Origin of the sequence: Synechococcus sp. MVIR-18-1 (assembly GCF_014279835.1) — a bacterium.
In the GTDB taxonomy this organism is placed as follows: Bacteria; Cyanobacteriota; Cyanobacteriia; order PCC-6307; family Cyanobiaceae; genus Synechococcus_C.
Map to the genome: position 1 here is coordinate 147,617 of NZ_CP047942.1, position 24,746 is coordinate 172,362.

31 protein-coding genes and 1 pseudogene are annotated in these 24,746 nt (G+C 51.4%); 18 read left to right on the forward strand and 14 right to left on the reverse strand.

Translation table 11 applies throughout. The features are described from left to right. Genes SynMVIR181_RS00725 through SynMVIR181_RS00735 form a run of 3 tightly spaced genes read left to right on the forward strand, consistent with a single transcriptional unit; the run spans position 1 to position 2,972 of the window. Entirely contained in the window at positions 1-1,077 is a 1,077-nt protein-coding gene (locus SynMVIR181_RS00725) for an NAD-dependent epimerase/dehydratase family protein (RefSeq protein ID WP_186589636.1), read from the forward strand. Continuing rightward, on the forward strand, positions 1,070-2,008 hold the full coding sequence (locus SynMVIR181_RS00730; RefSeq protein ID WP_186589637.1) for an FkbM family methyltransferase: 939 nt from the start codon (positions 1,070-1,072) through the stop codon (positions 2,006-2,008). The genes SynMVIR181_RS00725 and SynMVIR181_RS00730 overlap by 8 nt, the downstream gene beginning before the upstream one ends. A gap of 4 nt (positions 2,009-2,012) precedes the next feature. Next, positions 2,013-2,972, forward strand: a complete 960-nt coding sequence (locus SynMVIR181_RS00735; RefSeq protein ID WP_186589638.1) for a glycosyltransferase — start codon at positions 2,013-2,015, stop codon at positions 2,970-2,972. A gap of 217 nt (positions 2,973-3,189) precedes the next feature. Here SynMVIR181_RS00735 and SynMVIR181_RS00740 read toward each other — a convergent pair whose 3' ends face one another. From SynMVIR181_RS00740 to acpP, 5 genes are all read right to left on the reverse strand, one after another. Further along, entirely contained in the window at positions 3,190-3,354 is a 165-nt protein-coding gene (locus SynMVIR181_RS00740) for a hypothetical protein (RefSeq protein ID WP_186589639.1), read from the reverse strand. 410 nt (positions 3,355-3,764) lie between these two features. Next, a complete protein-coding gene (locus tag SynMVIR181_RS00745; protein WP_186589640.1) occupies positions 3,765-5,894 on the reverse strand; it encodes a hypothetical protein in 2,130 nt (709 codons plus the stop codon). An 83-nt stretch (positions 5,895-5,977) separates the two neighbouring features. Further along, positions 5,978-7,990, reverse strand: coding sequence for a transketolase (tkt, locus tag SynMVIR181_RS00750; RefSeq protein WP_186589641.1), 2,013 nt, complete (start codon positions 7,988-7,990; stop codon positions 5,978-5,980). Between the two features lie 48 nt (positions 7,991-8,038). Further along, positions 8,039-9,286 carry a beta-ketoacyl-ACP synthase II gene (gene fabF, locus SynMVIR181_RS00755; protein ID WP_186589642.1) on the reverse strand — a complete coding sequence of 416 codons (1,248 nt, stop codon included), beginning with the start codon at positions 9,284-9,286 and terminating at the stop codon, positions 8,039-8,041. Between the two features lie 8 nt (positions 9,287-9,294). Continuing rightward, a complete protein-coding gene (gene acpP, locus SynMVIR181_RS00760; protein ID WP_038014040.1) occupies positions 9,295-9,537 on the reverse strand; it encodes an acyl carrier protein in 243 nt (80 codons plus the stop codon). Positions 9,538-9,687: 150 nt separating this feature from the next. Here acpP and psaC point away from each other — a divergent pair, with 150 nt between their 5' ends. Together psaC and glmS are read left to right on the forward strand one after the other, a co-directional pair. Further along, positions 9,688-9,933, forward strand: coding sequence for a photosystem I iron-sulfur center protein PsaC (gene psaC, locus SynMVIR181_RS00765; protein ID WP_007099573.1), 246 nt, complete (start codon positions 9,688-9,690; stop codon positions 9,931-9,933). Positions 9,934-9,983: 50 nt separating this feature from the next. Then, positions 9,984-11,870: a glutamine--fructose-6-phosphate transaminase (isomerizing) gene (gene glmS / locus SynMVIR181_RS00770; RefSeq protein WP_186589643.1), complete on the forward strand. Its 1,887-nt coding sequence runs from the start codon at positions 9,984-9,986 to the stop codon at positions 11,868-11,870. A 71-nt stretch (positions 11,871-11,941) separates the two neighbouring features. On the opposite strand, the gene SynMVIR181_RS00775 is transcribed toward glmS, so the two are convergent. Then, the gene (locus SynMVIR181_RS00775; protein ID WP_186589644.1) at positions 11,942-12,889 is read right to left on the reverse strand and encodes a UDP-glucuronic acid decarboxylase family protein; all 948 of its coding nucleotides are present in this window, start codon (positions 12,887-12,889) and stop codon (positions 11,942-11,944) included. 163 nt (positions 12,890-13,052) lie between these two features. Next, positions 13,053-14,492 carry a mannose-1-phosphate guanylyltransferase/mannose-6-phosphate isomerase gene (locus tag SynMVIR181_RS00780; protein ID WP_186589645.1) on the reverse strand — a complete coding sequence of 480 codons (1,440 nt, stop codon included), beginning with the start codon at positions 14,490-14,492 and terminating at the stop codon, positions 13,053-13,055. 253 nt (positions 14,493-14,745) lie between these two features. Here SynMVIR181_RS00780 and SynMVIR181_RS00785 point away from each other — a divergent pair, with 253 nt between their 5' ends. The 3 genes from SynMVIR181_RS00785 (at position 14,746) to SynMVIR181_RS00795 (ending at position 17,248) form a co-directional block, all read left to right on the forward strand. Continuing rightward, complete coding sequence (locus SynMVIR181_RS00785) at positions 14,746-15,882, forward strand: hypothetical protein (protein WP_186589646.1); 1,137 nt, start codon at positions 14,746-14,748, stop codon at positions 15,880-15,882. 420 nt (positions 15,883-16,302) lie between these two features. Further along, on the forward strand, positions 16,303-17,073 hold the full coding sequence (locus SynMVIR181_RS00790; RefSeq protein ID WP_186589647.1) for a YdcF family protein: 771 nt from the start codon (positions 16,303-16,305) through the stop codon (positions 17,071-17,073). Positions 17,074-17,101: 28 nt separating this feature from the next. After that, positions 17,102-17,248 carry an AbrB/MazE/SpoVT family DNA-binding domain-containing protein gene (locus SynMVIR181_RS00795; protein ID WP_255444341.1) on the forward strand — a complete coding sequence of 49 codons (147 nt, stop codon included), beginning with the start codon at positions 17,102-17,104 and terminating at the stop codon, positions 17,246-17,248. Between the two features lie 7 nt (positions 17,249-17,255). On the opposite strand, the gene SynMVIR181_RS00800 is transcribed toward SynMVIR181_RS00795, so the two are convergent. Together SynMVIR181_RS00800 and SynMVIR181_RS00805 are read right to left on the reverse strand one after the other, a co-directional pair. After that, positions 17,256-17,600: a type II toxin-antitoxin system PemK/MazF family toxin gene (locus SynMVIR181_RS00800; RefSeq protein WP_255444342.1), complete on the reverse strand. Its 345-nt coding sequence runs from the start codon at positions 17,598-17,600 to the stop codon at positions 17,256-17,258. Then, complete coding sequence (locus SynMVIR181_RS00805) at positions 17,597-17,821, reverse strand: ribbon-helix-helix protein, CopG family (RefSeq protein WP_186589648.1); 225 nt, start codon at positions 17,819-17,821, stop codon at positions 17,597-17,599. Before SynMVIR181_RS00805 ends, SynMVIR181_RS00800 begins: the two co-directional genes overlap by 4 nt. Positions 17,822-17,923: 102 nt before the next feature. On the opposite strand from SynMVIR181_RS00805, the gene SynMVIR181_RS00810 reads away from it, so the two are divergent. The 3 genes from SynMVIR181_RS00810 to SynMVIR181_RS00820 are packed head-to-tail and all read left to right on the forward strand — an operon-like array spanning position 17,924 to position 18,769. Further along, entirely contained in the window at positions 17,924-18,166 is a 243-nt protein-coding gene (locus SynMVIR181_RS00810) for a hypothetical protein (protein WP_186589649.1), read from the forward strand. Between the two features lie 22 nt (positions 18,167-18,188). Next, a complete protein-coding gene (locus tag SynMVIR181_RS00815; RefSeq protein ID WP_186589650.1) occupies positions 18,189-18,413 on the forward strand; it encodes an AbrB/MazE/SpoVT family DNA-binding domain-containing protein in 225 nt (74 codons plus the stop codon). Further along, on the forward strand, positions 18,410-18,769 hold the full coding sequence (locus tag SynMVIR181_RS00820; RefSeq protein WP_186589651.1) for a type II toxin-antitoxin system PemK/MazF family toxin: 360 nt from the start codon (positions 18,410-18,412) through the stop codon (positions 18,767-18,769). Before SynMVIR181_RS00815 ends, SynMVIR181_RS00820 begins: the two co-directional genes overlap by 4 nt. Here SynMVIR181_RS00820 and SynMVIR181_RS00825 read toward each other — a convergent pair. After that, entirely contained in the window at positions 18,744-19,187 is a 444-nt protein-coding gene (locus SynMVIR181_RS00825; RefSeq protein WP_255444343.1) for a HEPN domain-containing protein, read from the reverse strand. The genes SynMVIR181_RS00820 and SynMVIR181_RS00825 overlap by 26 nt on opposite strands. Further along, positions 19,136-19,507, reverse strand: a complete 372-nt coding sequence (locus SynMVIR181_RS00830) for a nucleotidyltransferase domain-containing protein (RefSeq protein ID WP_186589652.1) — start codon at positions 19,505-19,507, stop codon at positions 19,136-19,138. Before SynMVIR181_RS00830 ends, SynMVIR181_RS00825 begins: the two co-directional genes overlap by 52 nt. A 143-nt stretch (positions 19,508-19,650) precedes the next feature. Between SynMVIR181_RS00830 and SynMVIR181_RS00835 the strand changes: the two genes are divergently transcribed. From SynMVIR181_RS00835 to SynMVIR181_RS00855, 5 genes are all read left to right on the forward strand, one after another. Continuing rightward, positions 19,651-19,776: a hypothetical protein gene (locus SynMVIR181_RS00835; RefSeq protein WP_255444345.1), complete on the forward strand. Its 126-nt coding sequence runs from the start codon at positions 19,651-19,653 to the stop codon at positions 19,774-19,776. Positions 19,777-19,956: 180 nt separating this feature from the next. Continuing rightward, positions 19,957-20,370, forward strand: coding sequence for a nucleotidyltransferase substrate binding protein (locus SynMVIR181_RS00840; RefSeq protein WP_186589653.1), 414 nt, complete (start codon positions 19,957-19,959; stop codon positions 20,368-20,370). Beyond that, positions 20,370-20,711, forward strand: coding sequence for a nucleotidyltransferase domain-containing protein (locus tag SynMVIR181_RS00845; protein ID WP_186589654.1), 342 nt, complete (start codon positions 20,370-20,372; stop codon positions 20,709-20,711). Before SynMVIR181_RS00840 ends, SynMVIR181_RS00845 begins: the two co-directional genes overlap by 1 nt. A gap of 216 nt (positions 20,712-20,927) precedes the next feature. Then, on the forward strand, positions 20,928-21,167 hold the full coding sequence (locus tag SynMVIR181_RS00850; protein ID WP_255444347.1) for an AbrB/MazE/SpoVT family DNA-binding domain-containing protein: 240 nt from the start codon (positions 20,928-20,930) through the stop codon (positions 21,165-21,167). After that, the gene (locus tag SynMVIR181_RS00855; protein ID WP_186589655.1) at positions 21,167-21,553 is read left to right on the forward strand and encodes a PIN domain-containing protein; all 387 of its coding nucleotides are present in this window, start codon (positions 21,167-21,169) and stop codon (positions 21,551-21,553) included. The genes SynMVIR181_RS00850 and SynMVIR181_RS00855 overlap by 1 nt, the downstream gene beginning before the upstream one ends. On the opposite strand, the gene SynMVIR181_RS00860 is transcribed toward SynMVIR181_RS00855, so the two are convergent. The 3 genes from SynMVIR181_RS00860 to SynMVIR181_RS00870 form a co-directional block, all read right to left on the reverse strand. Continuing rightward, positions 21,554-21,997 carry a TA system VapC family ribonuclease toxin gene (locus SynMVIR181_RS00860; RefSeq protein ID WP_186589656.1) on the reverse strand — a complete coding sequence of 148 codons (444 nt, stop codon included), beginning with the start codon at positions 21,995-21,997 and terminating at the stop codon, positions 21,554-21,556. Further along, positions 21,994-22,236 carry a hypothetical protein gene (locus tag SynMVIR181_RS00865; RefSeq protein ID WP_186589657.1) on the reverse strand — a complete coding sequence of 81 codons (243 nt, stop codon included), beginning with the start codon at positions 22,234-22,236 and terminating at the stop codon, positions 21,994-21,996. The genes SynMVIR181_RS00860 and SynMVIR181_RS00865 overlap by 4 nt, the downstream gene beginning before the upstream one ends. 174 nt (positions 22,237-22,410) lie before the next feature. Then, positions 22,411-22,848 carry a hypothetical protein gene (locus SynMVIR181_RS00870; RefSeq protein WP_186589658.1) on the reverse strand — a complete coding sequence of 146 codons (438 nt, stop codon included), beginning with the start codon at positions 22,846-22,848 and terminating at the stop codon, positions 22,411-22,413. Between the two features lie 5 nt (positions 22,849-22,853). On the opposite strand from SynMVIR181_RS00870, the gene SynMVIR181_RS00875 reads away from it, so the two are divergent. Both SynMVIR181_RS00875 and SynMVIR181_RS00880 read left to right on the forward strand, forming a co-directional pair. Then, positions 22,854-23,252: a PIN domain-containing protein gene (locus tag SynMVIR181_RS00875; protein ID WP_186589659.1), complete on the forward strand. Its 399-nt coding sequence runs from the start codon at positions 22,854-22,856 to the stop codon at positions 23,250-23,252. A gap of 635 nt (positions 23,253-23,887) precedes the next feature. Next, a pseudogene (locus tag SynMVIR181_RS00880) lies at positions 23,888-24,700 on the forward strand (GDP-mannose 4,6-dehydratase); the annotation flags it as partial. Positions 24,701-24,746 lie beyond the last annotated feature (46 nt).

The window sequence follows — 24,746 nt, forward strand, 5'->3', positions numbered from 1 at the left end:
ATGGCTCAAACAATCTTTTTTGAAAATCAGATTTTTCTTGATGATATTAGTTCGTTGGTTTCGACATTCAAGGATTGGGAGTTTTTTAGAGATCAATCGGTCTTAGTGACTGGTGGTGCGGGCTTAGTCCCTTCTTATCTTGTGAATACCCTTTTGTATGCCAACCATGTGTTAAGCCTGAACCTGAATATTACCTGCTTAGTACGCTCGGAACAAAGCAATTTATTTCGTCTTGCTTCATGGATAAATAACAGCTCACTCCATTTAATCTATGGAACTGCTGAGGAATATCCATACTCTTTACTTGAGCCACACTCAATTATTGTGCATGCTGCTAGTGCAGCCAGTCCTAAAATTTATGCTCAGGATCCTGTTGGCGTTATTTTGCCAAATAGCACAGGAACGATGCGGCTTTGTGATCAAGGTCGTTTATGGCAGATCAAACGTCTATTATATTTTAGTACAGGTGAAGTATATGGTATTAATAGCAAGGAATACTTCAATGAACTTGATTTTGGTTATTTAGATCCTAATTCTCTCAGAAGCTGTTACGCTGAAAGCAAAAGAGTTGGAGAATCGATTTGTAAGGCGTATTCGCATCAATATTCCTTGCCAGCCACCAGTGCACGAATATTCCATACATATGGTCCACAAATGTTGCTTGATGATGGGAGAGTCTTTGCTGATTTTGTAAGAGATGCTCTTAATCGGAAGCCCATTGTGCTTGCAAGCTCTGGTAGCGCACGTCGTTGTTTTTGCTATTTGAAGGATGCTACAAGTGCTTTCCTTACCCTTTTGGTTAATGGTCTCAGTGGAGAGGCTTATAATTTAGCCAATCCAAATGCCGAAATCTCCATTCTTGAACTTGCTCACCTGGTGGCAAATCTAGTAGATCCTAAACTCGAGGTTAGTATTCAAGACTCATTCGCTAAGAAGCCTGGTTATGTTCCCAGCGCTGTTCCGCGATCTTTGCCCTCTGTGTTAAAGTTGGAGGCTTTGGGCTGGAGAGCTAGTATAGGGCTAGAGGAAGGCTTTTCTAGGACCTTACTTTCTTATTCTAATTTTCACCATGCATAACCGTCTAGAACACCTTAAACAGGATTTTACTTCTGGAAATGTTAGCAAGCATGACTTTATAAATCGAGCCCACGCAGAATTCCACTCTGTCTTACATGAGTTTTCTTCTACACTGTCAAATACAGATATTTCAAAAATAGAAATTCTTGATAATAAGGTCTTAATGACGAATAAGTCCGATGGGATTGTTGTTGAAGTTGATTCCTGTGATGAACGAACTGCACCTGTAGAAGCTTTCAACTTCGGTTCTTACGAACCAGGCGAATCTTCAGTTATTAGAAAGCTCGCAGCATCTATTGATACAATGTTGGATATTGGTTCTAATATTGGTTGGTATTCACTTGTGGTAGCCAAGCTTAATCCTTCAGCAAAAATTCTTGCTTTTGAGCCAATTCCGCAAACTTTTGCTAAATTGAAAAATAATTGCAAACTCAATCGTCTTTCTAATATAGATTATAGGAATTATGCTCTATCTGATTCTGAGGGTTCCTTTCCTTTTTATTTTTATCCCGAAGGCAGTGGAAATGCTTCTATGAAAAATTTAGCACTAAGAGATGATGTACTTGAGATTGAATGTCATCTTCGTACTTTAGATAGTCATGAGGATGAGATCTTAGACTCTCAAACAATAGATTTCGTTAAAATTGATGTTGAAGGCGCAGAACTTTTTTCTGTGAGGGGTGGAATTAATTTACTTCAAAAGCATAAGCCAATATTGTTAGTCGAATTGCTCAGAAAGTGGTCTGCACCATTTGGTTATCATCCCAATGAAGTCATTGAGATACTTGCCTCTATAGGGTATGTAGCTTATACGCTCTCAAATGAGTATAAGCTTTCAAGATTCACCCTCATTGATAGTGAAACTGTGGACACTAACTTCTTCTTTGTCCATCCTAATTCTCGGCTATTTTCTGAACTTACATTTCATTAAGTACATGATTATTGATATTCTTGTCCCTGCTTATAACGAAGCAGCTTCTCTGCCAGAGCTGATTGATAGAATAATAGTTTCAATATCTTTAGCTCAATCTGATTCTGGGATTTTAGATAAATCGCTAGATTTTGATTATAAGATTTACATAGGTGACAACTATAGCTCTGATAACACCTTGGAAGTTGTTCAGATGCTTCAATCAAAATATCCTGGCAAAATATATCTTGTTCAGAATCATAGAAACTATGGTTACGAACATTCCGCCTGGAATCTTTTTAGGTTATCTAGAGGTAATGCTGCTGTTCATATTCTGTCTGATCTTGAGGATCCTCCAGAGCTTGTTGGTGAGCTTATTGTTGGTTGGTTACTCCGTGATGTCTCAATAGATTCAATCTTTGCATCTAAACTGACTAATAAAACTGAATTGTATTTTTATCAATTCTTTAGACGACTTTTCTATCTGCTTTCTCGAATATTTTTACGTATTAAGTTACCTGTCGGTTATCATGGCGTTGGTATTTATAGTGATTTTGTGATTAAGGATGCTGTTTGGCTTTTTAGTCGTTCCTCACTTAATATTAGATCTTGCTTAGTAAGCTGTTCGGATTCTTTTGCTTCTATACATTATAAGAAAATGCTAAGAAAGCATGGTAAATCATCTTTGAACTTTCGACGAAATGCAGCAATCGCAGTTGAAAGTATTTTCAAGCAAGATCGCTCTTATCATACTTTAATTGCCATTATGTGCATCTTTAGCTTTATCTTTTTCCTTTTTTGTACAATTTTCGCACTCTTCAACCAAATATTATTTAAGGTCTACCCAAGTGGTACTTTGACGCTATCTACTATCATTGGTGCATTTGCGATTACCACAAGTCTTTCAATTTATTTGTTGTCTTCTCAGATTTCTTCTATACCTAAAACAAGGAGAACACTTAAAGTCCGTTACACTATTAAATAACAATATTTTTTATTATGCCCTTTTCATTCTTTAAGTCTGCAGGGAGACGTCTTACTCTGCCTGTTGTCTACGCTTTGTCGGGTGTTTTTTTCACTCTTTTTGGTGCGACGATATATTGGACTCTTTACCCCCTTGGTCCATTTCTATCGATCTTAATTACTGAAGCTACAGTTCATACAGTTAGATATCTTACTTTTAGATATCTAGTTTTTACTAGTTATAGAGGCTTTGTTGTGAATCCATTTAGATATATTATTGTGGTTATGCCTGCATCTTTGGTAGCTTTTATTTCTGTAATTCTTTTTTCGCCTCTTCTTGGAAGAGCTGCATCTACTGTTTTTGTTGTATCTATTTCTTTTGTTGTTGGATTTTTCTGGGGCAAAAGAGTGTTTACTGATAGCCAATAAATAGTACCTTCCCTTCCATCTCGGACATGCTTTTATGTTGTATTGGTTGGTTCCCACTACTTCTATATTGGATGCACTTTTAATGCTTATATCCTCATGTTACCTAGCAGTAGTTTCCTTAGTATTTATACCTTGATTATTCTCTGGTTGTCTTGTTTTTTATTTTGTTCGATCAAAAACTTTTTCTTTCTATTTCATAGAGGCATCTTGGTTGATTGCATTCTGTGACTATGTGGTGAATTTCTCTTATGGGTAAGAAGTATTGATTTCAGAGTCCCTTATATTTGCTTATGAAATTTTCAAAGTTTTAACAGGTTTTACTACTGCTCTATTATCTTAAATTGTTTGTTTCTGACTTGTTATGTCCTGGAATCTATATACTGAGTTATCGTTTGTCTCTGTCTCCTGATTTGCTCCTACTCTTCCAAGTTGCAACTTTTCCATTGATGTTTCCCTTTGATTCACTTAATACATAAATTGCTATCTTTTGGCTTTCTTGATTGTTGCTACCTGGTGTTTCGTCGTTAATTAATATTCTATATTTTTTTCCCGATTTGAGCCTGCCTAGTCCCTTTATTTGAATTGTCTTTATTGTGTTGTCTTTAATATTTTCTTTTGCTATCTTGCCTGAACAATATCTTTTGTTTTCTTTGATAATACATATTTGAATGTTACCTTTATTCTCTCTATTATAAGTGGCTAATGTTACCGATATGCTGTCCAAGTCGCTTTCTTCCTTTGTCTGAATTGTTGAGGTTGTTCTTTTATTAGTTCGTATTGGTAATGGCTTGAGATCGTCGCTTTTTATGGCTAAACCTTTGTTCCAATTCTCTTTCACGGTCAGGTGAGTGTATTCCTGTTTTGAACTTACTTGCATTACTTCTTTGATATGCTCCTTTAACACGTATATTCCTGATACTGGATTTAAATACTTTTTGTTTTGTTTTTCTATCAAGCATTGTCCATAGATGTTGGAATCTGTGCCTGCTATGATCCATCTTCTATATAAGATTATGTCTGGATCCTTTATATTTGGATTGTTGCATATATGATACTTCTTTAAATTTTCATCTTTTTCGACTGCCTCCATGTACCAAATATATCCAGTCACTGGATATGAAGATGTTCTGTTATGCCAGGTATTCTTGAATGGTAAAAATGGCCAAACAAATAGTTCTACCTTTCTTCCATTCTTTGTCTCTATGTTTCTTATCAGATCTTCAGTAAACGTATCAACATCTGAGCTGTTTTGCCCAAGAAATTTTGAGACCGTTAAATGAAGCTCTTTATTTACCTTAATTCCAATCTTTCCAGCAGTTCTTGTTTGTTGCACTATTATGCCCGGCGCAATTGCAAGTATTGCTGCAGAAGTTCCTAGCGCAATACGCATAATTTTGCTTACTTTTTTGTCAGAAAGTACTACTTTCGCGTAATCCGTGCTGGAGACAATGCATAAGAGGCAGGCTGGTATTATGTAAGGTAATGAATGAAAATCGTTTAGTGAGGTGAGTCCTGTTCGGTATCCAAGGCTCAAAACTGACGCTGACATTGTTAAGCTTGCGCATGCATTTCTCCAGCTATATAGTCCTTTTTGATGCATTAGTGTTAATGGCATAATGATTACTCCCGCTGCAAGTAATAAATTTATTACTTGATAAGTATTCCCTGGTTTGCTTAATACTGTAATGCCACCTTTCATACCTCCAAATATCTCTAAGTTGAAGTAGATATGGCCTAGGTAAATTGCTTCTATTGTTATTACTCCTGCCAATGCGGAAAGTGCTAAAAGCACCACTGGTGAAATGGCTACTGTTTCAGCCACATATCTATAGAAACTCGTTTTTTTTTGGTTTCCCAGTTCGCTTTTTATGATTTTTCCTTTCTGGTCATTCTTTGTGTTTGTTGACGTTATTAGCCAGGAAGCTGCTGATAATATGATGAATGGTACAAATGTTGCTGATGTTGTCAAAAGTAGCCCTGATAGGCATACAAGTGTTATTAGTGACCTGTTCCGTGCTTTTTCGCCTGAGATTCGTGGATATGTTATTGCGAATATAATTATGCTTGAGACTAATCCGCCTACCCCATGATAAATCCCCATCCTTATGGTTCCGTCGGACCAGATAGTTGCTATAAATATGCTTGCTGCTAAAGCTTGTACTGAATTTAATGGTTTCTCTCTGTTATCGCTCAGATTTTGTATGCACCAGATTAGAGTCAATGCGCATAGCAAAGGAGTAATTCTGAGCGCTATAAAGCTCGTAAAAGTTCCGTTAATTGCGTAGCCAGCTATGGCTATAAAGTACATTAATGGTCCATGATTTACTAATACGTCCTTGTATGGCAGCATGCCCTGGCTTGAAAAAATAGCCGCTGTTATTTTTTCTTCTTCGTCTACAAAATGTCCATAAGGTAGATGCGATACTAAGATGACCCCAAGTATGCATATCATTATTATATCTAATAGCTTCCGATTGCCTAAACGGGTTTGTATTATGGATTTAAGCCTGTTCATCTTTTTTGATTTGGAATAATAGCTTTATATTTTATTTGCCCCATAGACGTTTGTAGTGTCTATGGAGGCTTCTTGCTTTTTATTCAGCCTAGTAAGATGGCTCTGGATTTTTTTATAACATTTTCAACCGTAAAGCCAAATTTCTCCATACAGGTTCCGCCTGGAGCTGATGCTCCGAAGCGATTCATGGTGATGCTGTCGCCATCGAGACCAATGAAACGGTGCCAACCGAATGTTTCAGCGGCTTCCACCACGATGCGTTTGCGAACAGCGTTCGGAAGCACCTCTTCTTTGTAAGCATCACTCTGCTCGTCGAACAGTTCAACGCAAGGCATCGACACCACTCGCACTTTTTTACCCTCTGAGGTCAGCTGTTTGGCAGCTTGAACGCAGAGATCAAGTTCGGTGCCAGTCCCGATCAGAATCAGATCGGGCGTACCAGCACAATCGTCTAATACGTAACCGCCAAAGGCGACTTTGTTGATCGAGGAGTTGGCCTGATTTGCCATTCCCTGGCGGCTGAGGCACATGGCGCTTGGGCGGTTGCGATTCTCGATCGCAACTTTGTAGGCACCACTGGTTTCGTTGCCGTCACCAGGGCGGAACACCAGCATCCCTGGCATGGCGCGCAGTGAGGGGATGGTTTCGATCGGTTGGTGGGTGGGGCCGTCTTCACCGACGCCGATCGAATCGTGAGTCAGCACGTAAATCACACCAAGCATGCTCAGTGCTGACAAGCGCATGGAACCACGCATGTAATCGGCAAACACCAGGAAGGTGCCGCCGTAGGGGATCAAGCCGCTGTTGTGATAAGCGATGCCATTGAGCACGGCCGCCATCGCGTGCTCGCGCACACCAAAGTGCAAGTAGCGCTTTTCTGGAGTTTCAGGCTGGTAGGAGCCTGTTTCTCCGGCGATGTCGGTGTAGTTGGAGTGGGTCAGGTCAGCGGAGCCGCCAATCAATTCGGGAATGGTGGCGCCCAGGGCTCCGAGACAAATCTGGGAATGCTTGCGTGTGGCCAGACCTTTGTCGTCTGCGGTGTAGGTGGGCAGGTTCTTGTCCCAGCCCTGGGGAAGCTCGCCGCGCAGCATGCGCTCGAATTCAGCGGCTTCTGTGGGGTACTTGCTGCGGTAGGTCGCCAAAGCCTGATTCCACTCAGCTTCCTGTGAAGCGCCACGTTCCACCGCTTGGCGGTACTGGTCGTAGGCCTCTTGAGGGATTTCGAATGGCCCATGGGTCCAGCCCAGCTGTTTGCGTGTGAGCTCAGCTTCCTCTTCGCCAAGAGGGGCGCCATGGACACCGGCTGTATCACTCTTGTTGGGTGAGCCGTAACCAATGGTGGTGGTCACCTTGATGATCGAGGGCTTGTTGGTGACGGCTTTCGCCGCCTCAATCGCCTTGGCGATCGCGTTCACATCGGTGTCGCCCTCGGCAACGTGCTGCACGTGCCAGCCATAGGCTTCGTAACGCTTGAGAACGTCCTCGGTGAAGGACACATCTGTGCGTCCATCAATCGTGATGTGATTGTCGTCGTAGAGGGCAATCAATTTGCCCAGCTTGAGGTGACCAGCCAGGGAGGCAGCTTCTGAAGCCACGCCCTCCTGATTGCAGCCATCACCCATGATCACGTAGGTGAAGTGGTCCACAACCTTGGCGTCAGCCTTGTTGAATTTGGCGCCTAGGTGGGATTCGGCGATCGCGAGGCCCACGGCATTCGAGATGCCTGCTCCAAGCGGGCCGGTGGTGACTTCAATGCCAGGGGTTTCAAATGTTTCCGGGTGGCCTGGCGTTTTCGAGCCCCACTGACGGAATTGCTTGATGTCGTCGATGGTCACCGAGTCGTAGCCGGTGAGGTGCAGGAGGGCGTACTGCAGCATGCAGCCATGACCGGCCGAAAGTACAAACCGATCGCGGTTAAACCACTTGGGGTTTTTGGGGTTGTGCTTTAGAAACTTGTCCCACAACGCATACCCCATCGGTGCGCAGCCCATGGGCAAACCGGGGTGACCGCTATTGGATTTATTGACGGCATCAACGGCCAGCATGCGGATGCTGTTGACGCAGAGCGTGTCGAGAGAAGCGGTTGCGGCAGCCATGGAGTGAAGAAGAGGGGGGAGGAGTTAGGGATTGGACTGAGCTTGGACTTAGCTCATGCGTCGGAAGGCGAGGCAGACGTTGTGACCGCCGAAGCCGAAGGAATTGGAGAGCACTGTTCCCAGTGTTAGTTCACGAGCCGTGTTCGGCACAACATCTAGATCACATTCTGGGTCCGGATTGTTGTAGTTAATTGTCGGTGGCACTACACCGTTGCGCAGTGCGAGCACACAGGCCACAGCTTCGATGCCGCCTGAGCCCCCGAGCAGGTGGCCCGTCATCGACTTCGTTGAGCTCACCGGAATGTCGCTGGCATGACTGCCTAGAGCACTCTTAATGGCTGCGGTTTCGTTGCTGTCGTTGGCTGGAGTGCTGGTGCCGTGGGCGTTGACGTAGTCCACGCTGTCAGCGGCGATTCCGCCATCTTCGAGGGCCAGGCGCATCGCAGCAGCGCCACCGACGCCGCCTGGCGTTGGAGAGGTGATGTGGTGGGCATCGCAGGTGGTGCCGTAACCCACGATTTCGGCCAAAATCGTGGCGCCTCGGGCTTCGGCGTGGGCAAGGGTTTCAAGGACCAAAATCCCTGAGCCTTCTCCAATCACGAATCCATCTCTGGTTTTGTCGAAAGGTCGACTCGCCGTGGAGGGATCGTCGTTGCGGAACGAGAGCGCCTTGGCACTGGCGAATCCGGCAACCCCCAGGGGCGTGATCGCTGACTCGGCACCGCCGCAAATCATGGCGTCGGCTTTACCCAGCTGCAGAAGCTGGAAGGCATCACCGATGGCATTGGAGCCTGCGGCACAGGCGGTGGCCACAGCGGAGCTTGGACCTTTGGCGCCCAGGGCGATCGCGGCCAGCCCGGTGGCCATATTCGGAATCATCATCGGCACCGTGAAGGGACTGACGCGACCCGGGGCCTTGTCTTTCAAGACATGGGCCTGGGTTTCCATGGTGAGCAGCCCGCCCACACCCGATCCGATGCTCACGCCAATGCGATGGGCATTGTCTGGGGTGATCGTGAGGCCGGAGTCGGCGAGAGCTTGCTTGGCAGCCACCACACCGAATTTGCAGAAGCGATCCCAGCGTTTGGCGTCTTTGGGCTCAATGAAGCCACTGGGATCAAAATTCTTGACTTCAGCAGCGAAGCGACAGGCGTGCTGCGCTGCATCAAACAAGGTGATCGCTTCGACGCCGTTCTTTGCGGAGGTCAAGCCCTCCCAATAGTCAGCGACGGTATTGCCGATCGGTGTAACAGCACCGAGGCCCGTGACCACGACGCGCTGGAGACCCTCCACCATGCAGATCCTCAGGCTTGCTTGTCTTCGATGTATTTGACGGCATCGCCAACCGTGGCAATCCCTTCGGCGGCTTCATCGGGAATTTCGATGTCGAAGGCTTCCTCAAGAGCCATCACCAACTCGACGGTGTCGAGTGAGTCAGCTCCCAGATCGTTCTGAAAGTTGGACTCAGGTTTGACTTCGCCGGCATCGACGCTGAGCTGCTCCGTGACGATCGAACGGACTTTTTCGAGGATCGATTCCTGGGACATGGCCGTGCAGACGTGACGCCGCATCTTACGGGCTTGGCCCATGCGCCACCCCGTGGCGTTAACAACGGTGACGGCAGGCCGGCATGAATGGCTCAGTGGCGCCGGCGACGGGTACCTTGATTTCAAGTCATCCGCATCGGAATCGGGCATATGTCCCACGCCGTCAAGATCTACGACACCTGCATCGGTTGCACACAGTGTGTGCGCGCTTGCCCCCTCGACGTCCTCGAAATGGTGCCCTGGGACGGCTGCAAGGCGGGCCAAATCGCCTCATCTCCTCGCACAGAGGATTGTGTGGGCTGCAAGCGCTGCGAAACCGCTTGCCCCACAGACTTCCTCAGTATCCGGGTTTATCTCGGGGACGAAACCAGTCGAAGCATGGGCTTGGCCTACTGAATTTGGTTCAATACCCATACGACCAGCCCGGCTAAGCCGGGTTTTTTTATATGTGCGGCATCGTTGCGGTGATTGGTTCGCGAGACGCGGCACCGCTGCTGCTTGAAGGACTTCGCCAGCTGGAGTACCGCGGCTATGACTCCGCCGGCATCGCCACGCTGCAGGGCAAGGATTTGCACTGCCTGCGCGCCAAAGGCAAGCTCAACAATCTCATCGTTCGTGTGGACCGTGACGGTGCGCCAGGGCTTTGCGGGATCGGCCATACCCGCTGGGCAACCCATGGCAAGCCGGAAGAGCACAACGCTCACCCCCACCGTGACGGCAGCGGCAGGGTGGCGGTGGTTCAGAATGGGATCATCGAAAATCACCGGGCCTTGCGCGAGGAGCTCACGGCCGCTGGTGTGAGCTTTCAGTCGGAAACCGACACTGAGGTGATTCCCCATCTGATTGCCGCGCAATTGCAGTTGATGGGGGTTGGTGAGGGAGCTGGAAACGGCCAAATTCTTCTAGAAGCTGTGCAGGCGGTGTTGCCCCGGCTGCAAGGGGCTTATGCCTTGGCGGTGTTGTGGGCCGATGCACCCGGTGCCCTGGTGGTGGCACGCAAAGCGGCACCGCTGCTGATTGGGCTTGGGGAAGGGGAGTTCCTGTGTGCCAGTGATACGCCAGCTTTGGCGGGTTTCACGCGCACGATTCTTCCGATGGAAGACGGCGAGGTGGCGCTGCTGAGTCCACTGGGGATCGAGCTGTATGACGCAGAAGGTGCGCGGCAACAGCGCACACCAACCATGCTCAGTGGGTCGGATCACATTGCCGACAAGCGCCATTTCCGCCACTTCATGTTGAAGGAAATCCACGAGCAGCCTGAAACGGCTCGGCTCTGGGTGGACCGGCATCTTCCGGTGGGGCTGCCCGCCAGCAATCCGGTGGCGCTTCCTTTTGATGAATTCTTCTACGAAGGCGTGGAACGCATCCAAATTCTGGCGTGTGGCACAAGTCGCCACGCCGCTTTGGTGGGGGCGTATTTGCTTGAGCAATTCGCCGGACTGCCCACCACGGTGTTTTATGCCAGTGAGTTTCGTTATGCCCCACCACCGCTGGCGCCCCACACCCTCACGATTGGGGTGACGCAATCTGGAGAAACGGCAGACACCCTTGCCGCTCTCAGCATGGATGCCAAGCGTCGGCAGGCCTATGGCCAGCCCGACTACGCACCAAAGCAGCTGGGCGTGACCAATCGCACGGAGAGCTCATTGGCCCGGCAGGTGCCTTACATCCTGGATATTGGTGCTGGGATTGAGGTGGGTGTTGCTGCCACCAAAACCTTCCTTGGACAGTTGTTGGCTTTCTATGCCCTTGCGGTTGCTTTCGCGGCAAGGCGGGGACATCGCTCGGAGGCTGAGATCAGCGGCTTACTGGAAGAACTGCGAGCCTTGCCGGAGCAGTTAGAGCGCCTGGTGGAACATCACGACAAGGGTTCAGAAGCCTTGGCTCCCCGCTTTGCTGAAACCCAGGATGTGATTTTCCTAGGCCGAGGGATCAACTATCCGATTGCCCTTGAGGGCGCTCTCAAGCTCAAGGAAATCAGTTACATCCATGCTGAAGGCTATCCAGCTGGGGAGATGAAGCACGGGCCGATCGCCCTGCTCGATTCGCACGTGCCAGTTGTGTCGATTGCGATGCCTGGCCCGGTCTTCGAAAAGGTGTTGAGCAATGCCCAGGAGGCCAAAGCGCGCGACGCACAAATGATCGGTGTGGCGCCGGAAGGCCCAGACACCGAGTTGTTTGATGCGCTCTTGCCTGTGCCTGAAGTGAGCGAGTGGGTGAGCCCCTTGCTCACCGTGGTGCCGATGCAATTGCTCAGTTATCACATTGCGGCCTATCGCGGCCTCGATGTGGATCAGCCACGCAATTTGGCCAAGAGCGTGACTGTGGAGTGATGGCTAAGAGTTTTTTTGACTCCATGCCTGGTAATGAGCGCTGGCATTAAAGACGAATGCGGCCAAAAGGTTCATGCCTCAAGCAGCAACTCCTTGAAGTAAGTAATCGTGGGCTCAAGCCCTTTATCAAGTGCTACCGATGGCGCCCATCCCAATTCCTTCTGGGCAAGATCAATGATGGGCTGCCGTTGCAGCGGATCATCTTGAGGCAACGGTTTGCAGACTAATTCCAATTCTGGATTGATCTTCTCCCGCACCAGATCTGCAAGCTGCCGGATCGTGAATTCCGTTGGGTTGCCGATGTTGATCGGCCCGGTGTGTGATCCGTTCATCAAGCGAATCATCCCCTCGATCAGATCATCCACAAAACAAAAGCTACGGGTCTGACTGCCATCGCCATACAGCGTGAGTGCTTCCCCTTTAAGGGCCTGAACAATGAAATTGCTCACCACCCGGCCGTCATCAGGAAGCATGCGCGGACCGTAGGTGTTGAAAATCCGCATCACCCGGATTTCCAGCTGATGCATGCGCTGGTAATCGAAGCAGAGCGTTTCCGCAATGCGCTTGCCTTCGTCGTAGCAGCTGCGGATGCCAATCGTATTCACGCAACCTCGGTAGCTCTCGGGTTGGGGATGCACCTCAGGATCGCCATACACCTCACTAGTGCTGGCCAGAAGCAGCCGTGCCCCAACCCGCCTGGCTAGGCCGAGCATGTTGTAGGTCCCGATAAAGCTCGTTTTCGCCGTTTTCACCGGGTTGAACTGGTAGTGCACTGGTGAGGCCGGGCAGGCCAAATGCCAGATTCGGTCCACCTCAAGCTTGATCGGCTCGGTCACGTCATGGCGGATTAACTCAAAGCGGGGATGGCCCATCCACTGCGCAATATTCGCCTTACGGCCCGTGAAGTAATTGTCAAGACAGATCACCTCTTCTCCGGCTTCCATCAAGCGATCGCAGAGATGGGAGCCCAGAAAACCAGCACCACCGGTCACCAAATTGCGAATGAGAGAAGCAGGCATCAGCTAGTTAGAAACCGAAGAAAGCAGAGCCATGAGATGGTTCGAATTGGTTTTGTTAAAGCTATGCACTGGAATGAATGACCTCTTTGAAAAATTTACTGACGCAGATTAGTGAGAGTGTGTAAATCTTTTTGGGCTAGGTAAGCGATCGCAAGGCTCTGCTTTACACATCGCTGCGCCCGTAGCGGTCCTCAAAGCGCACAATGTCGTCTTCCCCGAGGTACTCGCCGCTCTGAACCTCGATCATGACCACTGGGATTCTGCCGGGGTTGCTGAGTCGGTGCTTGCAGCCAATGGGGATGTAAGTGCTCTGGTTTTCGCCGATCAGTTGCTCTTCGCCATCACGCTCTACGAGGGCGGTTCCGTGCACCACCACCCAGTGTTCGGCTCTGTGATGGTGCATCTGCAGCGACAGGCTGGCGCCAGGTTTGACGGAGATGCGCTTGACCTGCCAGCGCGTTCCTTCCACTACGCCGGTGTAAGCACCCCACGGGCGGTAAATCTTGCGATGGGCTTTGCCTTCGGGGCTGCCTTCTGCTTCCAGCTGCTTCACTACCGTTTTGACGTTTTGCGCTTGGCTGCGATCAGCGATCAGCACGGCGTCATCGGTTTCAACCACCACCAGATTTTCCACACCAAGGCCCACCACTAGCCTGTGCTCGCTGCGTAAATAACAGTTTTTGCTGCCTTCGCTGATCACCCGCCCGCGCAACACATTGCCGTTTTCATCGCGATCAGCGGTGTCCCAGAGGGCGCTCCAGCTGCCCACATCACTCCAGCCGGCATCGAGCGGAAGCACGGTGCCGAGCTTGGTTTGCTCCATCACGGCCACATCAATCGCCACGTTGGGGCATTTGGCAAAGGCGTCTTGATCCAGGCGGAGAAAGTCGAGGTCTGCCATGTCTTGCTCGAGGGCCGCGCGGCAGCAGCTCACCACTTCAGGGGCGAGTCGCTCGAGTTCAGCGAGCATTGCGCTTGCTTTAAACAGGAACATGCCGCTGTTCCAGGTGAAGCGCCCACTAGCGAGGAATTGTTCGGCTGTGGCTTGATCGGGCTTCTCCACAAAGCGGGCGATCGGCACAGGCGTCAGTGCTCCAGGCTGAAGAGGTTCAGCGGCTTCGATGTAGCCGTAGCCCGTTTCAGGCGCGGTGGGCACGATCCCAAAAGCCACCAGGCGGCCGGCTTCGGCTTCTTTGCGCCCAGCTGCAATGGCCGCTTGAAAATGTTTCCCATCGCGAATCACGTGGTCTGCTGCCAAAACGAGCAACAGGGGGTCGTCGCCTTTGGCTGTTGCTTGAAGTGCAGCGACGGCAACTGCAGGTGCGGTGTTGCGACCCATCGGCTCCAGCAGGATCGCGCCAGGTTCCACATCGATCTGGCGCATCTGTTCCGCCACGATGAAGCGGTGATCCTCATTGCAGATCAGTAGTGGCTTCCCAAGCGCTTCAATTCCGTTTAATCGCTTCTGGGTTTGTTGCAGCAAAGTGTCATCGCCGCTGCCTCCGAGGGGCCAATACTGCTTGGGATAGCTTGCCCGAGAAAGAGGCCAGAGGCGTGTGCCAGTGCCACCGCACAGGATCACAGGTAGAAGCGGGGTGATCACTGGAGCGCTGTTATCAATGCCTTTCAGTCTCGCGCAGCCTGGGAGTGTGATTCAAGGGTTATGGGTTATGGGTTATGGGCCAAGCCCAGATGACGTTCGCATTGGCTTTTTGTTTTTGACTTGAGTGTTGCGCCTCTTGTGAAAGCTACTGCGCTGCAGTGCTTTTATTAGGCCTCCCGGGTTGTTGGATTGAAGTTGTGGATTTACAAAAAAAAAGTCTGTAGGGCAAAATACTTCCAGTGCTATGGAACGGATGACAATTAACAACCCCGAAGTGAGTTCTCTGTTGCCTGATGATGAAATTGATCTAAGGGAGGTGCTGGCAGCTTTTCGGCGTCGCTGGATTTGGGTTGCAAGTGGAGGATTGCTAGGGCTAGGGATTGCTGCCGGAGTTTCAATTTCAAGGCCTGCTGAAGAGCCTTCTAAGACAATTAGAATGGTAATCGATACCACCCAAAGTCCTTGCGCTTGGACGCAACGAAAATTTCAAAAACTTGAGCCAGGCGAGATTCTTAATATTCAATGCACAGGCGAGTTTTTGACCACTCGTAAAGTTCTAACTACTCTCGCTTTAGATGCGTTTGGATCTGATCAGCAGTTTTTAGCAAGGGTCCGCCCTTTGACATTTGGGACTAAAAAAGACAAAGATTTTGCTCAAAGCAATACTCAGCTTGAGTTAGCAATTGAGGCAAGCCCAGATAAGCTTGATGGCGTAAAAGCTAGTCTTGAAAATATTAAAAATGTGCTTACAAAAAGGGAAATAGATAAGATAGAGATGTTGTCGCCTGATGTGCAAGTTGGCGAAGACTGGATTTCTATTGAGGAGGTATCTAATAACGAAAAAGAGCCTGAATCTAATTCTTCAAGTAGATCCTTAGCTCTCGGCTTGCTAGGAGGTTTGGTTGCTGGAAGCGGTGCTGCGTTGATTGCGGATCGCAGGTCTAATCGGGTGTTTAGTCGTTCAAAGCTTCTGGGGCAGCTTGGTTATCCCCTATGGCTTGCTTTGCCGACGCTCCCTTGGTCTGATCAAGTAGCAGGTTCTCTGGTCGGTCAGCTGGCCGCCCGGCTTGATCGCTCTCTTGATTGGCGCGTATTAAGTATTGCTCGGGAGCATGAGGCGGTTGGGTCTTTGGCGCAAGCCCTAAGTCGTCAGAACGAGCCTGAATTGAGTTGCAAAGCTGTTGCGCCGCTGCTGAATTCGATCATCCGGCTTGGCTCTAATTCTCGTCCTATTGGCTTGCTGGTCGTAGTGGAGTCAGGCTTTAACTCTTCTCAGGCTCTTGATGATGCGCGTTTGCTTTTAAGTCAATTGTCCTGTGTGCAGTCGATTGGGGTTGTATTGGCTGGCGTGCCTCTTCCGAGTGAGCTAACAGAGGCGGAAAAGGCTTGATCGTGAGCGCCACTTTCTCTTTGCAAGATTTTAAAGTAAAGCGTTGGTATTCAGTTTTTGGCTTTGCTTGAAATTGAGATTTGATCGTTTATATATTTTATCTATAAATCAATGTCTAGCAATAAAGTCTTTTGCTTTGCCTGCATTTTGCGACGGTAGCTTTGGTAGTTACAGCGGATGCCGCCTGGTAATAAATAGCGCCTTGCGTTTGACAAGCGAGCTTTGGAGCAATTGGACGCTTTGTTGACGACTGAGCTCAATGGGCGGGAGCGGGAAGGCCTGATGAAGGCATTTGAGTTCAGCTTCGAATTGGCTTGGCACACACTTGATGCCTTCGCTGCGTGGCGCCGATGCCTTGCACCTGGCTTATGAGGGATCCCATGCCTCGTGCTTTGAAAAGACTGCGCTGACGACGTTTCGATGACTTATCTGCTCAGCAAGCTTCTCCCCCTGGCCCTGTTGCCTCTTGGCCTCTCTCTGATCCTGTTACTAGTGGGGTTGATCGGTCGTTGGCGATGGCCTGTGATTGCAGCGCTTGTGCTGCTCTGGGTTTGTTCGCTGGGGCTGGTGAGCCATACCCTGTGGCGCTGGCTGGAAGCACCCTGGCAACGCACCAGTGCTGCTGAAGCTCCTTCTGCTGAAGCGATCGTGGTGCTCAGCGGCGGTCGTCACCCCGCTCCCGGTGCGGCTCGAGTGAGCGAGTGGCATGACCCAGACCGCTTTCTGGCTGGCCTCGATCTTTATCGCGCCGGCAAGGCCCCGCGGTTGCTGTTTACCGGTGGGGCGAGTCCGTTCCGGCCTGGCCAACCTCCCGAGGGGCAGCGCTACCTAAGGGAAGCGCAACAGCTTGGAATCCCCGCTGGTGTCATGGCGAGCACCCCCCCTGTGGTGAACACCGCAGAAGAAGCGGTTGCGATTCGTCGATTTCTGGAGGCATCTGGGAATGGATCAGTTCCATCCCCTCGCATCCTGCTAGTCACCAGTGCCTTTCATATGCGCCGTGCGCAGCGCCTGTTTGAGCGCCAGGGTCTCGTGGTGGAACCATTCCCCGTTGATTTTCAGGCCCGCGGCGCTTGGGCGGGTCCTCTGTGGCGTGACCCAACCCAGTGGTTTCCTTCTGCGGCGGCTCTAGATGGCAGCTCCCGTGCCTTACGCGAGCTATTGGGTCGCTTGATCTATCGGGCTTGGTGAGCGCTTTGGCTTAGTCCCGTTTCAACACTTGGAGTGGCTTGTGGACGATGACGGTTCGATTCGAGTGGTGCCTCTGGTGGCATCTCCCATGCAGGCCTTTCGCGGACTGGGCCATAGGGGTGGAGCAACGGCGAGGCTTATGGCGGAAGGCATTAGCGACGCGTGTGTGCAGTGAGCGCGTCTTAATAAAGAGCCAGCCAGTCTCTGAGCGCCAGATCAAGCTCTGCCATCGCTGTTGTCTCCAGGCAGCCAATCGAGCTGCCGATGTCGCCGGTTGGAACCGTGAAGAGCTTGTCGACCATCAGCTGGGATCGTTTGCGTAGCCCATTGATGGCGCTGGGCTCAACAATGATTCGCACTAGAGGTGCCTCGATAAGGGTGCTGGTGAGTGGACACAGCGTGATGCTGGGATGGGCCCCTAGCCAACGATTCGCCTGCACAACAACAGCTGGTCTGGGTTTGCCGGAGTGCGCACCAGGGCTGGCGACAGTGATGACTTGGCCTCTTTGGATCTGGAGAGAACTCATGCTGTCCAGTCGTCCCAGTCGGGGAGTGGTTCGCTCCAAGGCTGAGTGCTGCTGGCTGCGATCAAGCTGGATTGGCGCTTTGCCTCTTCGTCTCCATCAAAGCGCGCTAAATAATTGGCAATGGCCTCCCTCACGCAAGCGCTGCGCGTTTTGCCCAGGCTTTGCGCCAGGCGATCAAGCTGCTTTTCGAGTTCTGGCTCCAGCCGTATACCAATCGCCATACCAAAAGATGTTGAACGATTTGTTTAACAGCTTAGTGGTTAGGTGTTGGGTTGACGCATTGAAAGGCTTGAGATTCCAGGCTTAGTTGATCTCCTGATGTGGTGGCGGTTGGCTTGCTGCTCATGGCTCGATCAGGTCAAAGAGCTCTGGGTTGTTTGTGGTGCTGGAATAAAAGCAAAGGCAGCCCTCAACCTTTGGAAGTTGGCTGGTGGATCGAAATGGTCCTGCGGTTTCCTGTAGTGGCTTTCTCTCGCGAAGGCTTCCAAGTCCCTCATCTCATCGATCGACTCGGGTTGATCAGTATCAGCGCTCACCGCGCAGAAGCGTTGGGGGTCTTACGATAGTAAGGAGGTAAGGAAGTAAGCGATGGACTTGGCGACGTTGACGGCAAAGGGGCAAGTCACGATCCCCAAGGGTGTAAGGGACGCTCTCGGGCTGAAGCGTGGCGATCTTGTGAGTTGGGAGCTTGAGGGCGAGTCGGTTCGTCTCAGGGTGGTGTCTCCGATCGACCTGGGCTATTTGCGGGGAGTTCAGGCTGGGCTAACGGAATGGGGCAGTGATGAGGATGAAGTTGCCTTTGCAGACCTGTGACAGCGTTTCCACCGTTCGCTTTGGTACGGGTTCCGTTTCCATTCACAGAGCGTCAGGCCATCAAGCGGAGGCCCGCGTTGGTTCTCTCTAAGCCTGCATTTCAAGAGCAAAGTGGTCATCTCCTGTTGGCGATGGTGACCAGTGCTCGCAACAGCCAATGGCCAACGGATTGGCAGATCAAGGATCTCCAAGCTGCTGGATTACTTCAGCCTTGTGTTGTTCGCTTCAAGGTGTTCACCCTGGATAAGAGTTTGTTGATTGGTTCCTTTGGGGCGTTGTCAGAAGCAGATCGGCGAGGTGTCCAGAGCAGATGGATTGAAGTGGTAGCCCTCAGCCCTGCTGATCCAAAGCCTTGAGGATGCTCAACACCTCACGGGCCGTTGCTATGGCTTGATCGGTTTCGTCTGAGTCGAACAGCTCAGAAGGCGGGGTGGCATCCACGGGGTAGCGGGATTGGATCGCCATCCGGCTGAGGCTGCGCAGAGGTAGTGCCTCTAAATCCTTGGTCTCCAAGCCTGTTTCCTTCAGCCGCCTTGTTAAATCGTTGAGCACATGCGGGTGCGGAGGCTCAAGTCCCAATTCCAGAAGTGCGCTTTTCAAACCCTTTTCGGCTGCTTGTGAGGCGTAAAAGCAGGCTTGCGCCAAGTAGCCGTTGTCTCGTGCCAGTTGAGCGAGCTCGAGGTCGTTGTGGGCTTGGCGTAGCCACGCATCCGGCCGAGCATTCATGGCCTCTCCGCCAGTAACGGAATAGCGACTTTGGCAGCGTTGCGCCAAACCACTGAGTTGCTCTGTGGCAAGTGAGCCCAGGCCTCACGGTCGAGTGCGATCACATCCTCAGCGAGGCCGGAATCGAGCACTTGATCGGCCCATGTGTCGGCCAGATGTTTGTTGGCTGCCACCACGAGTAGATCAGTATCTGAAAGACCGTCCCAATCGCCACGAGCACGGGAGCCAAACAGATAGATCTGGTCTGGTCGTTCCAGATTGGACTCCACCAAGTCTTGTAGCGAAAGGCGTAGTGCGAGCAACCATTGGGCGTGACGTTGGGTGCGTAGGTCCGCCAGGCTGGTAGTGGTTGGTGATGGCCTGTTCACGTACTTTGGCGGGTCAACAAGGCTGGCTTGAACTCTCCTTCTCTTAAATCTAGCTAAGGAGTTTTGGCTCGATTCTTAAGCCATTGCTCATGAGCCGGGCCGTTTTGACCGATTGAAAGTGATGAGCAGATGCGTAATGCTTGATGCACACCACTCTCCAGCTCGATGGTGGCGCGCTGCGCTCCGGATTGCCGCAATTGCCCGTGAAGGCCTCTGGTGGCGTTGTTGATCTGGAGCTTGTGAATCAGCTGCGCGACGAAGAGGCTTGATGGAGAAATGGATGCCTTCATGCTAGCTGAGCCAGGCGGCCTCCGGATTTGCGTTCTCTCTGCTCTCCAGTTTTGAGCCCTGATACAGAGGATGCCTGCCGCCATCGCTTGCATGGCTTCCCATGCGTTGATGGTTTTCCGAAATGATCCCGATACTCTTAAGTCAGGCGCTCCAATGATTTGGCAGCTGATATCCGCTGGCAGCAGCGCTTTGCGAATTACACGCGAGCCTTGGAGCAGCTCGAGCGTTTTTTTGAGCCGCCTGCGCTGAATGAGCGGGAGCAGCAAGGTTTGATCAAGGCCTTTGAATACACCTTTGAATTGGCCTGGAACACGCTCCGTGATCTGTTGCGCAGTCAAGGCAACGAAAGCTTGCTCGGATCCCGCGACACCTTGCGAGAAGCCTTCCGCCTTGAATTACTTCAAGACGGTGAGTCTTGGATGCTGATGATTCAAGACCGCAATCTCACCAGCCACACCTACAACCGCGCAACCGCAGATGCGATTGCCGCCAATATTCAGCAGCACTACCTCAGTTGTTTTCAGAGCTTGCGCACTCGCCTGCAGATCCGCTTAGAGAAAGAGGCACGCTGATGGATTCCACGAGCAGTGAGATGGCCCAAACCGTCGTCATCCCAGGAATTTCCGGGCCTCAGCAACAGAGGTTGTTGGATGTATTGATCCAACAAGCCGATGTGGATGCCATCTGGTTGTTTGGTTCGCGGGCGATGGGCAGAGAAGGCCCTGGATCAGATATTGATTTGTGCGTCGATGCTGCTCGTCTAAGTCATCAGGAACGGCTGCGGCTCATGGCTGCTATTGATGATTTGTTGCTGCCCTGGACGGTGGATTTGGCGTTACGCCATGAGCTGCCCCCTGATCTTCTTTCCCACGTGCAGCGGGTGGGGCGCTGTCTCTGGACGAGGACGAAGTGATCACTCGTAGGGGGAGGCCAGTGGCACGTTTGGTCGGTAAAGGCGCAACGTCTCAGGCCGTTGGCAAAGCCCATTGGATGCAGCGCTTCCGATCTGGAGCGGCTTGGATTGCTTGAACGCTGCTCCCCAGACTTTGAGCAGGCCTGTGAGTGGGTGAAGGACAGCCGTTCGTCTTAGTCGTGAATTACATATAAGCTGATTTGGTAATTCACTGGTTTGTCTTTGAGAAGCACGATCACCTCGCGAGGCCAGACCGTGATCCCGGCTGCGATTCGCGAGCGGTTTGGCTTAGGCCCGTCGCAACGCTTGGAGTGGCTTGTGGAAGAAGACGGTTCGATTCGAGTGGTGCCTGTGGCGGCATCTCCTGTGCAGGCCTTTCGCGGACAGAGCCGCAAGGGTGGAGCAACAGCGAGGCTGTTGGCGGATCGGGAGCTCGATCGAAACGCTGAACGGTGATGCCCGCTTTTTGCCTCGACACCTCAGCAATCCTGACCTTGCGAGACGACGAACCCGGTGCCGAGCGCGTCGCCATGCTGCTGGATGGACCTGATCCCTGTTTCGCCTGTTTCATCACGGGAATGGAGGTTTTCTACCGGGTTTGGAAAGACGAAGGAGAGGGGAGTGGGCGTCTTGCCTATGAACAGTTGCAATCGCTGCCAATCGCATGGGTTGATCAGACAGAACCCTTATTGCTGGAAGCCTCCCGGATCAAGGCGTTGCATCGGCTTTCCGTTGCTGATGCCTGGATCGCCGCAGCGGCTCGTCTCAGCCGAGCAACATTGCTGCATAAGGATCCGGAATTTGAGGCCATCACTGAGTTGGATCAGAGTTGGTTGGCCTGATTACCCACCTGAGCGGAGTGAGAGTCGCTGCAGATCGCCGAAACGTTCGAAGTCGCGATCAAAGCTCACCAGGCGCCAACCGTTGCTGATGGCCAGCGCTGCAAGGTAGGCGTCGGTGCAAAGGCGGGCTGAGAGATCTCCCTCGCGCATCAGCTGGTGGAACACATCCCAGCCATCGCTGGCTGGGATCGCGAGGCTTACCCCTGGTTGTTGGCACAAGGATTGAAGGATTGCAGAAGCCTCATGCGTGGTTTTAACGTCTGGGCCCATCAGCTTGGGTTGGCTCAACAGGCGCACCAGGCCCAAGGCCGTGACCGTGCAGAAGTGCACTTGCTCAGCAGCCTGTTGCTCCCAGTAGTTCAGGGCTGGCTGATGATGAAAGTGATCCGGGGTTGCCAGTGCCAGCCACACATTGAGATCCGGAAGATCTGCGTTGCTGCTCATGGTTCGAGCAGGTCAAAGAGGTCTGCGTTGCTGGTGGTGCTGGAATCAAAAGCAAGGTGGCCTTCAACCTTTGGGAGCTGGCTAGCAGAGCGCGTTGTTGGTCTCGCGCTGTGCGTTGGTGCCATGAGCCCTTGTTCCACGTAGCTCTGCAAGAGCTGTTTGAGCGTGATCTGTTCACTGGCGGCCCTGGCTTTGAGCCGCGCAAAAAGAGGGTCCGGTAGCTCCAGGGTGGTCCGCATTGCCCTTTGAAGTCTTGATGCGCATATTAATGCGCATCAAGACGATTCGCGGCAGTCCTCATCCTGCGTGCCGGAAGCGTTAAAAGTCTTTTGGTGGCAAAGAAGTCATTAGTGTCTCTCCGCGAAGATCAGCATGCTTTTACCAAGGCGTTGGTGGCCGCTGGTCGCTTCCCATTAGGGAGTGCTGCCCTGCAGGTCTTGCTGCAGCAGCGCGCCAACGGGTCCTTTATCTCTGGCGATCAACTGCGAGCCAGATTGGCTGCGTAGCCCCGATGAGCGAGGCGTCGGTGGCGCTGGGGGAACGCCGCCCGACGAATCACTCTTGGTCGATATTGACTGGTCGCGAACAGGAGGTGAGGTCTGATGCGCGCCAAGTTGTTTCGCAATGGCCGCAGTCAGGCGGTGCGCTTGCCTGCTACCTGTCGTTTTGAAGGGACGGAAGTGGAGGTCAAGCGTGACCCTGAGACCGGCATTGTCAGCCTGCACCCCTTGCGGTCGAGTCCTCTTGAGTGGTTGCGCCAGCGTGCAGAATTGCTCGACAGTGACTCTGATGCCTCGGCCGGTTTTGGTGAGCTTTTCGAGGGGGGCGAGCAGGATGCTCCGGCTCAGCAAAGGGATTGGCCGAGAAGCAGCGCTTCATGCTCGACACCAATGCCGTTCGGGTGTTGTTGGAGCGTCGTTCGCCCCAGCTCGACCAATGGTTTGCCGAGGATCGCTGCAGTGTTTCGGCGATCGTGTCCGCTGAGATCCGCTTTGGTTTGGAGCGTCGTCGACTCCCTGAACAGCGAGCTGCGTTGGTACAAAACCTTCTCGAGGTTTTGCCGGTTGAAGCTTTTGATGCACCTGTCTCCAATGTCTATGGCACTTTGCGCTTTCGGTTGCAACAGATTGGGATCACCGTGGCAGCCATGGATCTATTGATTGCCTCCCACGCTTTGGCTTTGGAGCGCTCATTGATCAGTGATGACCAGGTGTTTGCTCAGCTGCCCGGCTTGCATCTCGTGCAGGCGAGTTGATCGCTGATCGCCGCCCGACGCTGATAAGACGCTCATCGTGCCGATTGCCTCGCCAGTGTTGCTGTTCTGTTGGTCATGTCATTAGCGCCCTAGCCCGGCAGGCCCTATCCAGGTCAGCAGACGGAGGGGCTCAGAACGTTTTGGAGCAACGCTCTGGATTGCCGCAATTGCCTGTGAAAGCTTCTGGTGGCGTTGTGTCATGAGCTGCCGCCTGATCTTCTTTCCCGCGTGCAGCGGGTAGGGAGCCGTCTCTGGACTAAGCTTAAGTGACCTTCTAGTCATCTAGGCATGCGCTCTGTCGGCCACTCGAGCGCTTACGCCTAAGGGTCGCGAACGCAGTCCTTGAATTGCTGGGCGAGGAAGTAGTTCAGCTAGTGGGAGATAACGATACGCAAACGTGTCTTTGCCGTAACGCAGGAGTTCCAATGCTGATGATACGCCCCCCTTTTTTTTGAGTATTTAGGTGGCTGCGGAGATGATTCGAATCGTGCATTGCCACCAAAAATGTCCAGCTTTGCAGCAACGCCGTGGCAAACTCCTATCCATCACCTCACAGACGAGATGGTTGAGCTCTGCTCCTGTCCGTTGTGATCGCAGGCAGAAATGTTATGCCTGCACGACGTTCTTAAGACTCAATGTCCTCCTCTATTACCTACACCAAAACCGCCCTGATTACGGGTATCACCGGCCAAGACGGCAGTTATTTGGCTGAGTTGTAACTGGAAAAGGGATATGAAGTGCATGGGATCAAAAGAAGAGCGAGCAGTTTCAATACGACACGAATTGATCATCTGTATCAGGATCACCATGAAGATGATAAGCGGCTGGTGCTGCACTACGGGGATTTAACGGATAGCAGCAATTTGATCCGGATTATTCAGCAGGTGCAGCCGGATGAGATTTATAACCTCGGAGCTCGGAGCAATCTGGCTGTTAGCTGCTGTTTTGCAGAAGCCTGTCGGCTACGCATCGCCTGAATACACCAGATATTCCGAAGCGTTTGGAACTCTGAAAATTATGGAGTCGGTACATATGCTGGGTCTCAAAATAAATACGTCACTGACGAAGCATTAATGATGGTTTATAGGGTTTGGTGGTGTTAAAATTGTTTTAAAAGCACTTTATCCCCCTTTTTATCCGCGCAGTCCCTAAGGCATAGCGGATCCCTACGCCTGCTGGATAATGATGAATTACTGCGAGGCCTATGGGATGTATGTCTGCAAGGGCATTCAGTTCAACTACGAGAGCCCGCGCTGCGGTGAAACCTTTGTAATCCTCAGTTTCCTAGCGCTCTTTCTCGGATCAACGTGTGCATTAAACAATGTATGTTCATAGAAATCTCGATTCGCTGTTGACTGGGGCGACGTCCGTTACTAGGTAGAAATGCAGTGGCGCACACAGCACCAGCAGTTTCTCTAGACGACTTTGTGATTTCCACGGGCTATCAATGCACGATCCATTGGGACCCCAGCAAACCCGACGGCATCTCGCAGA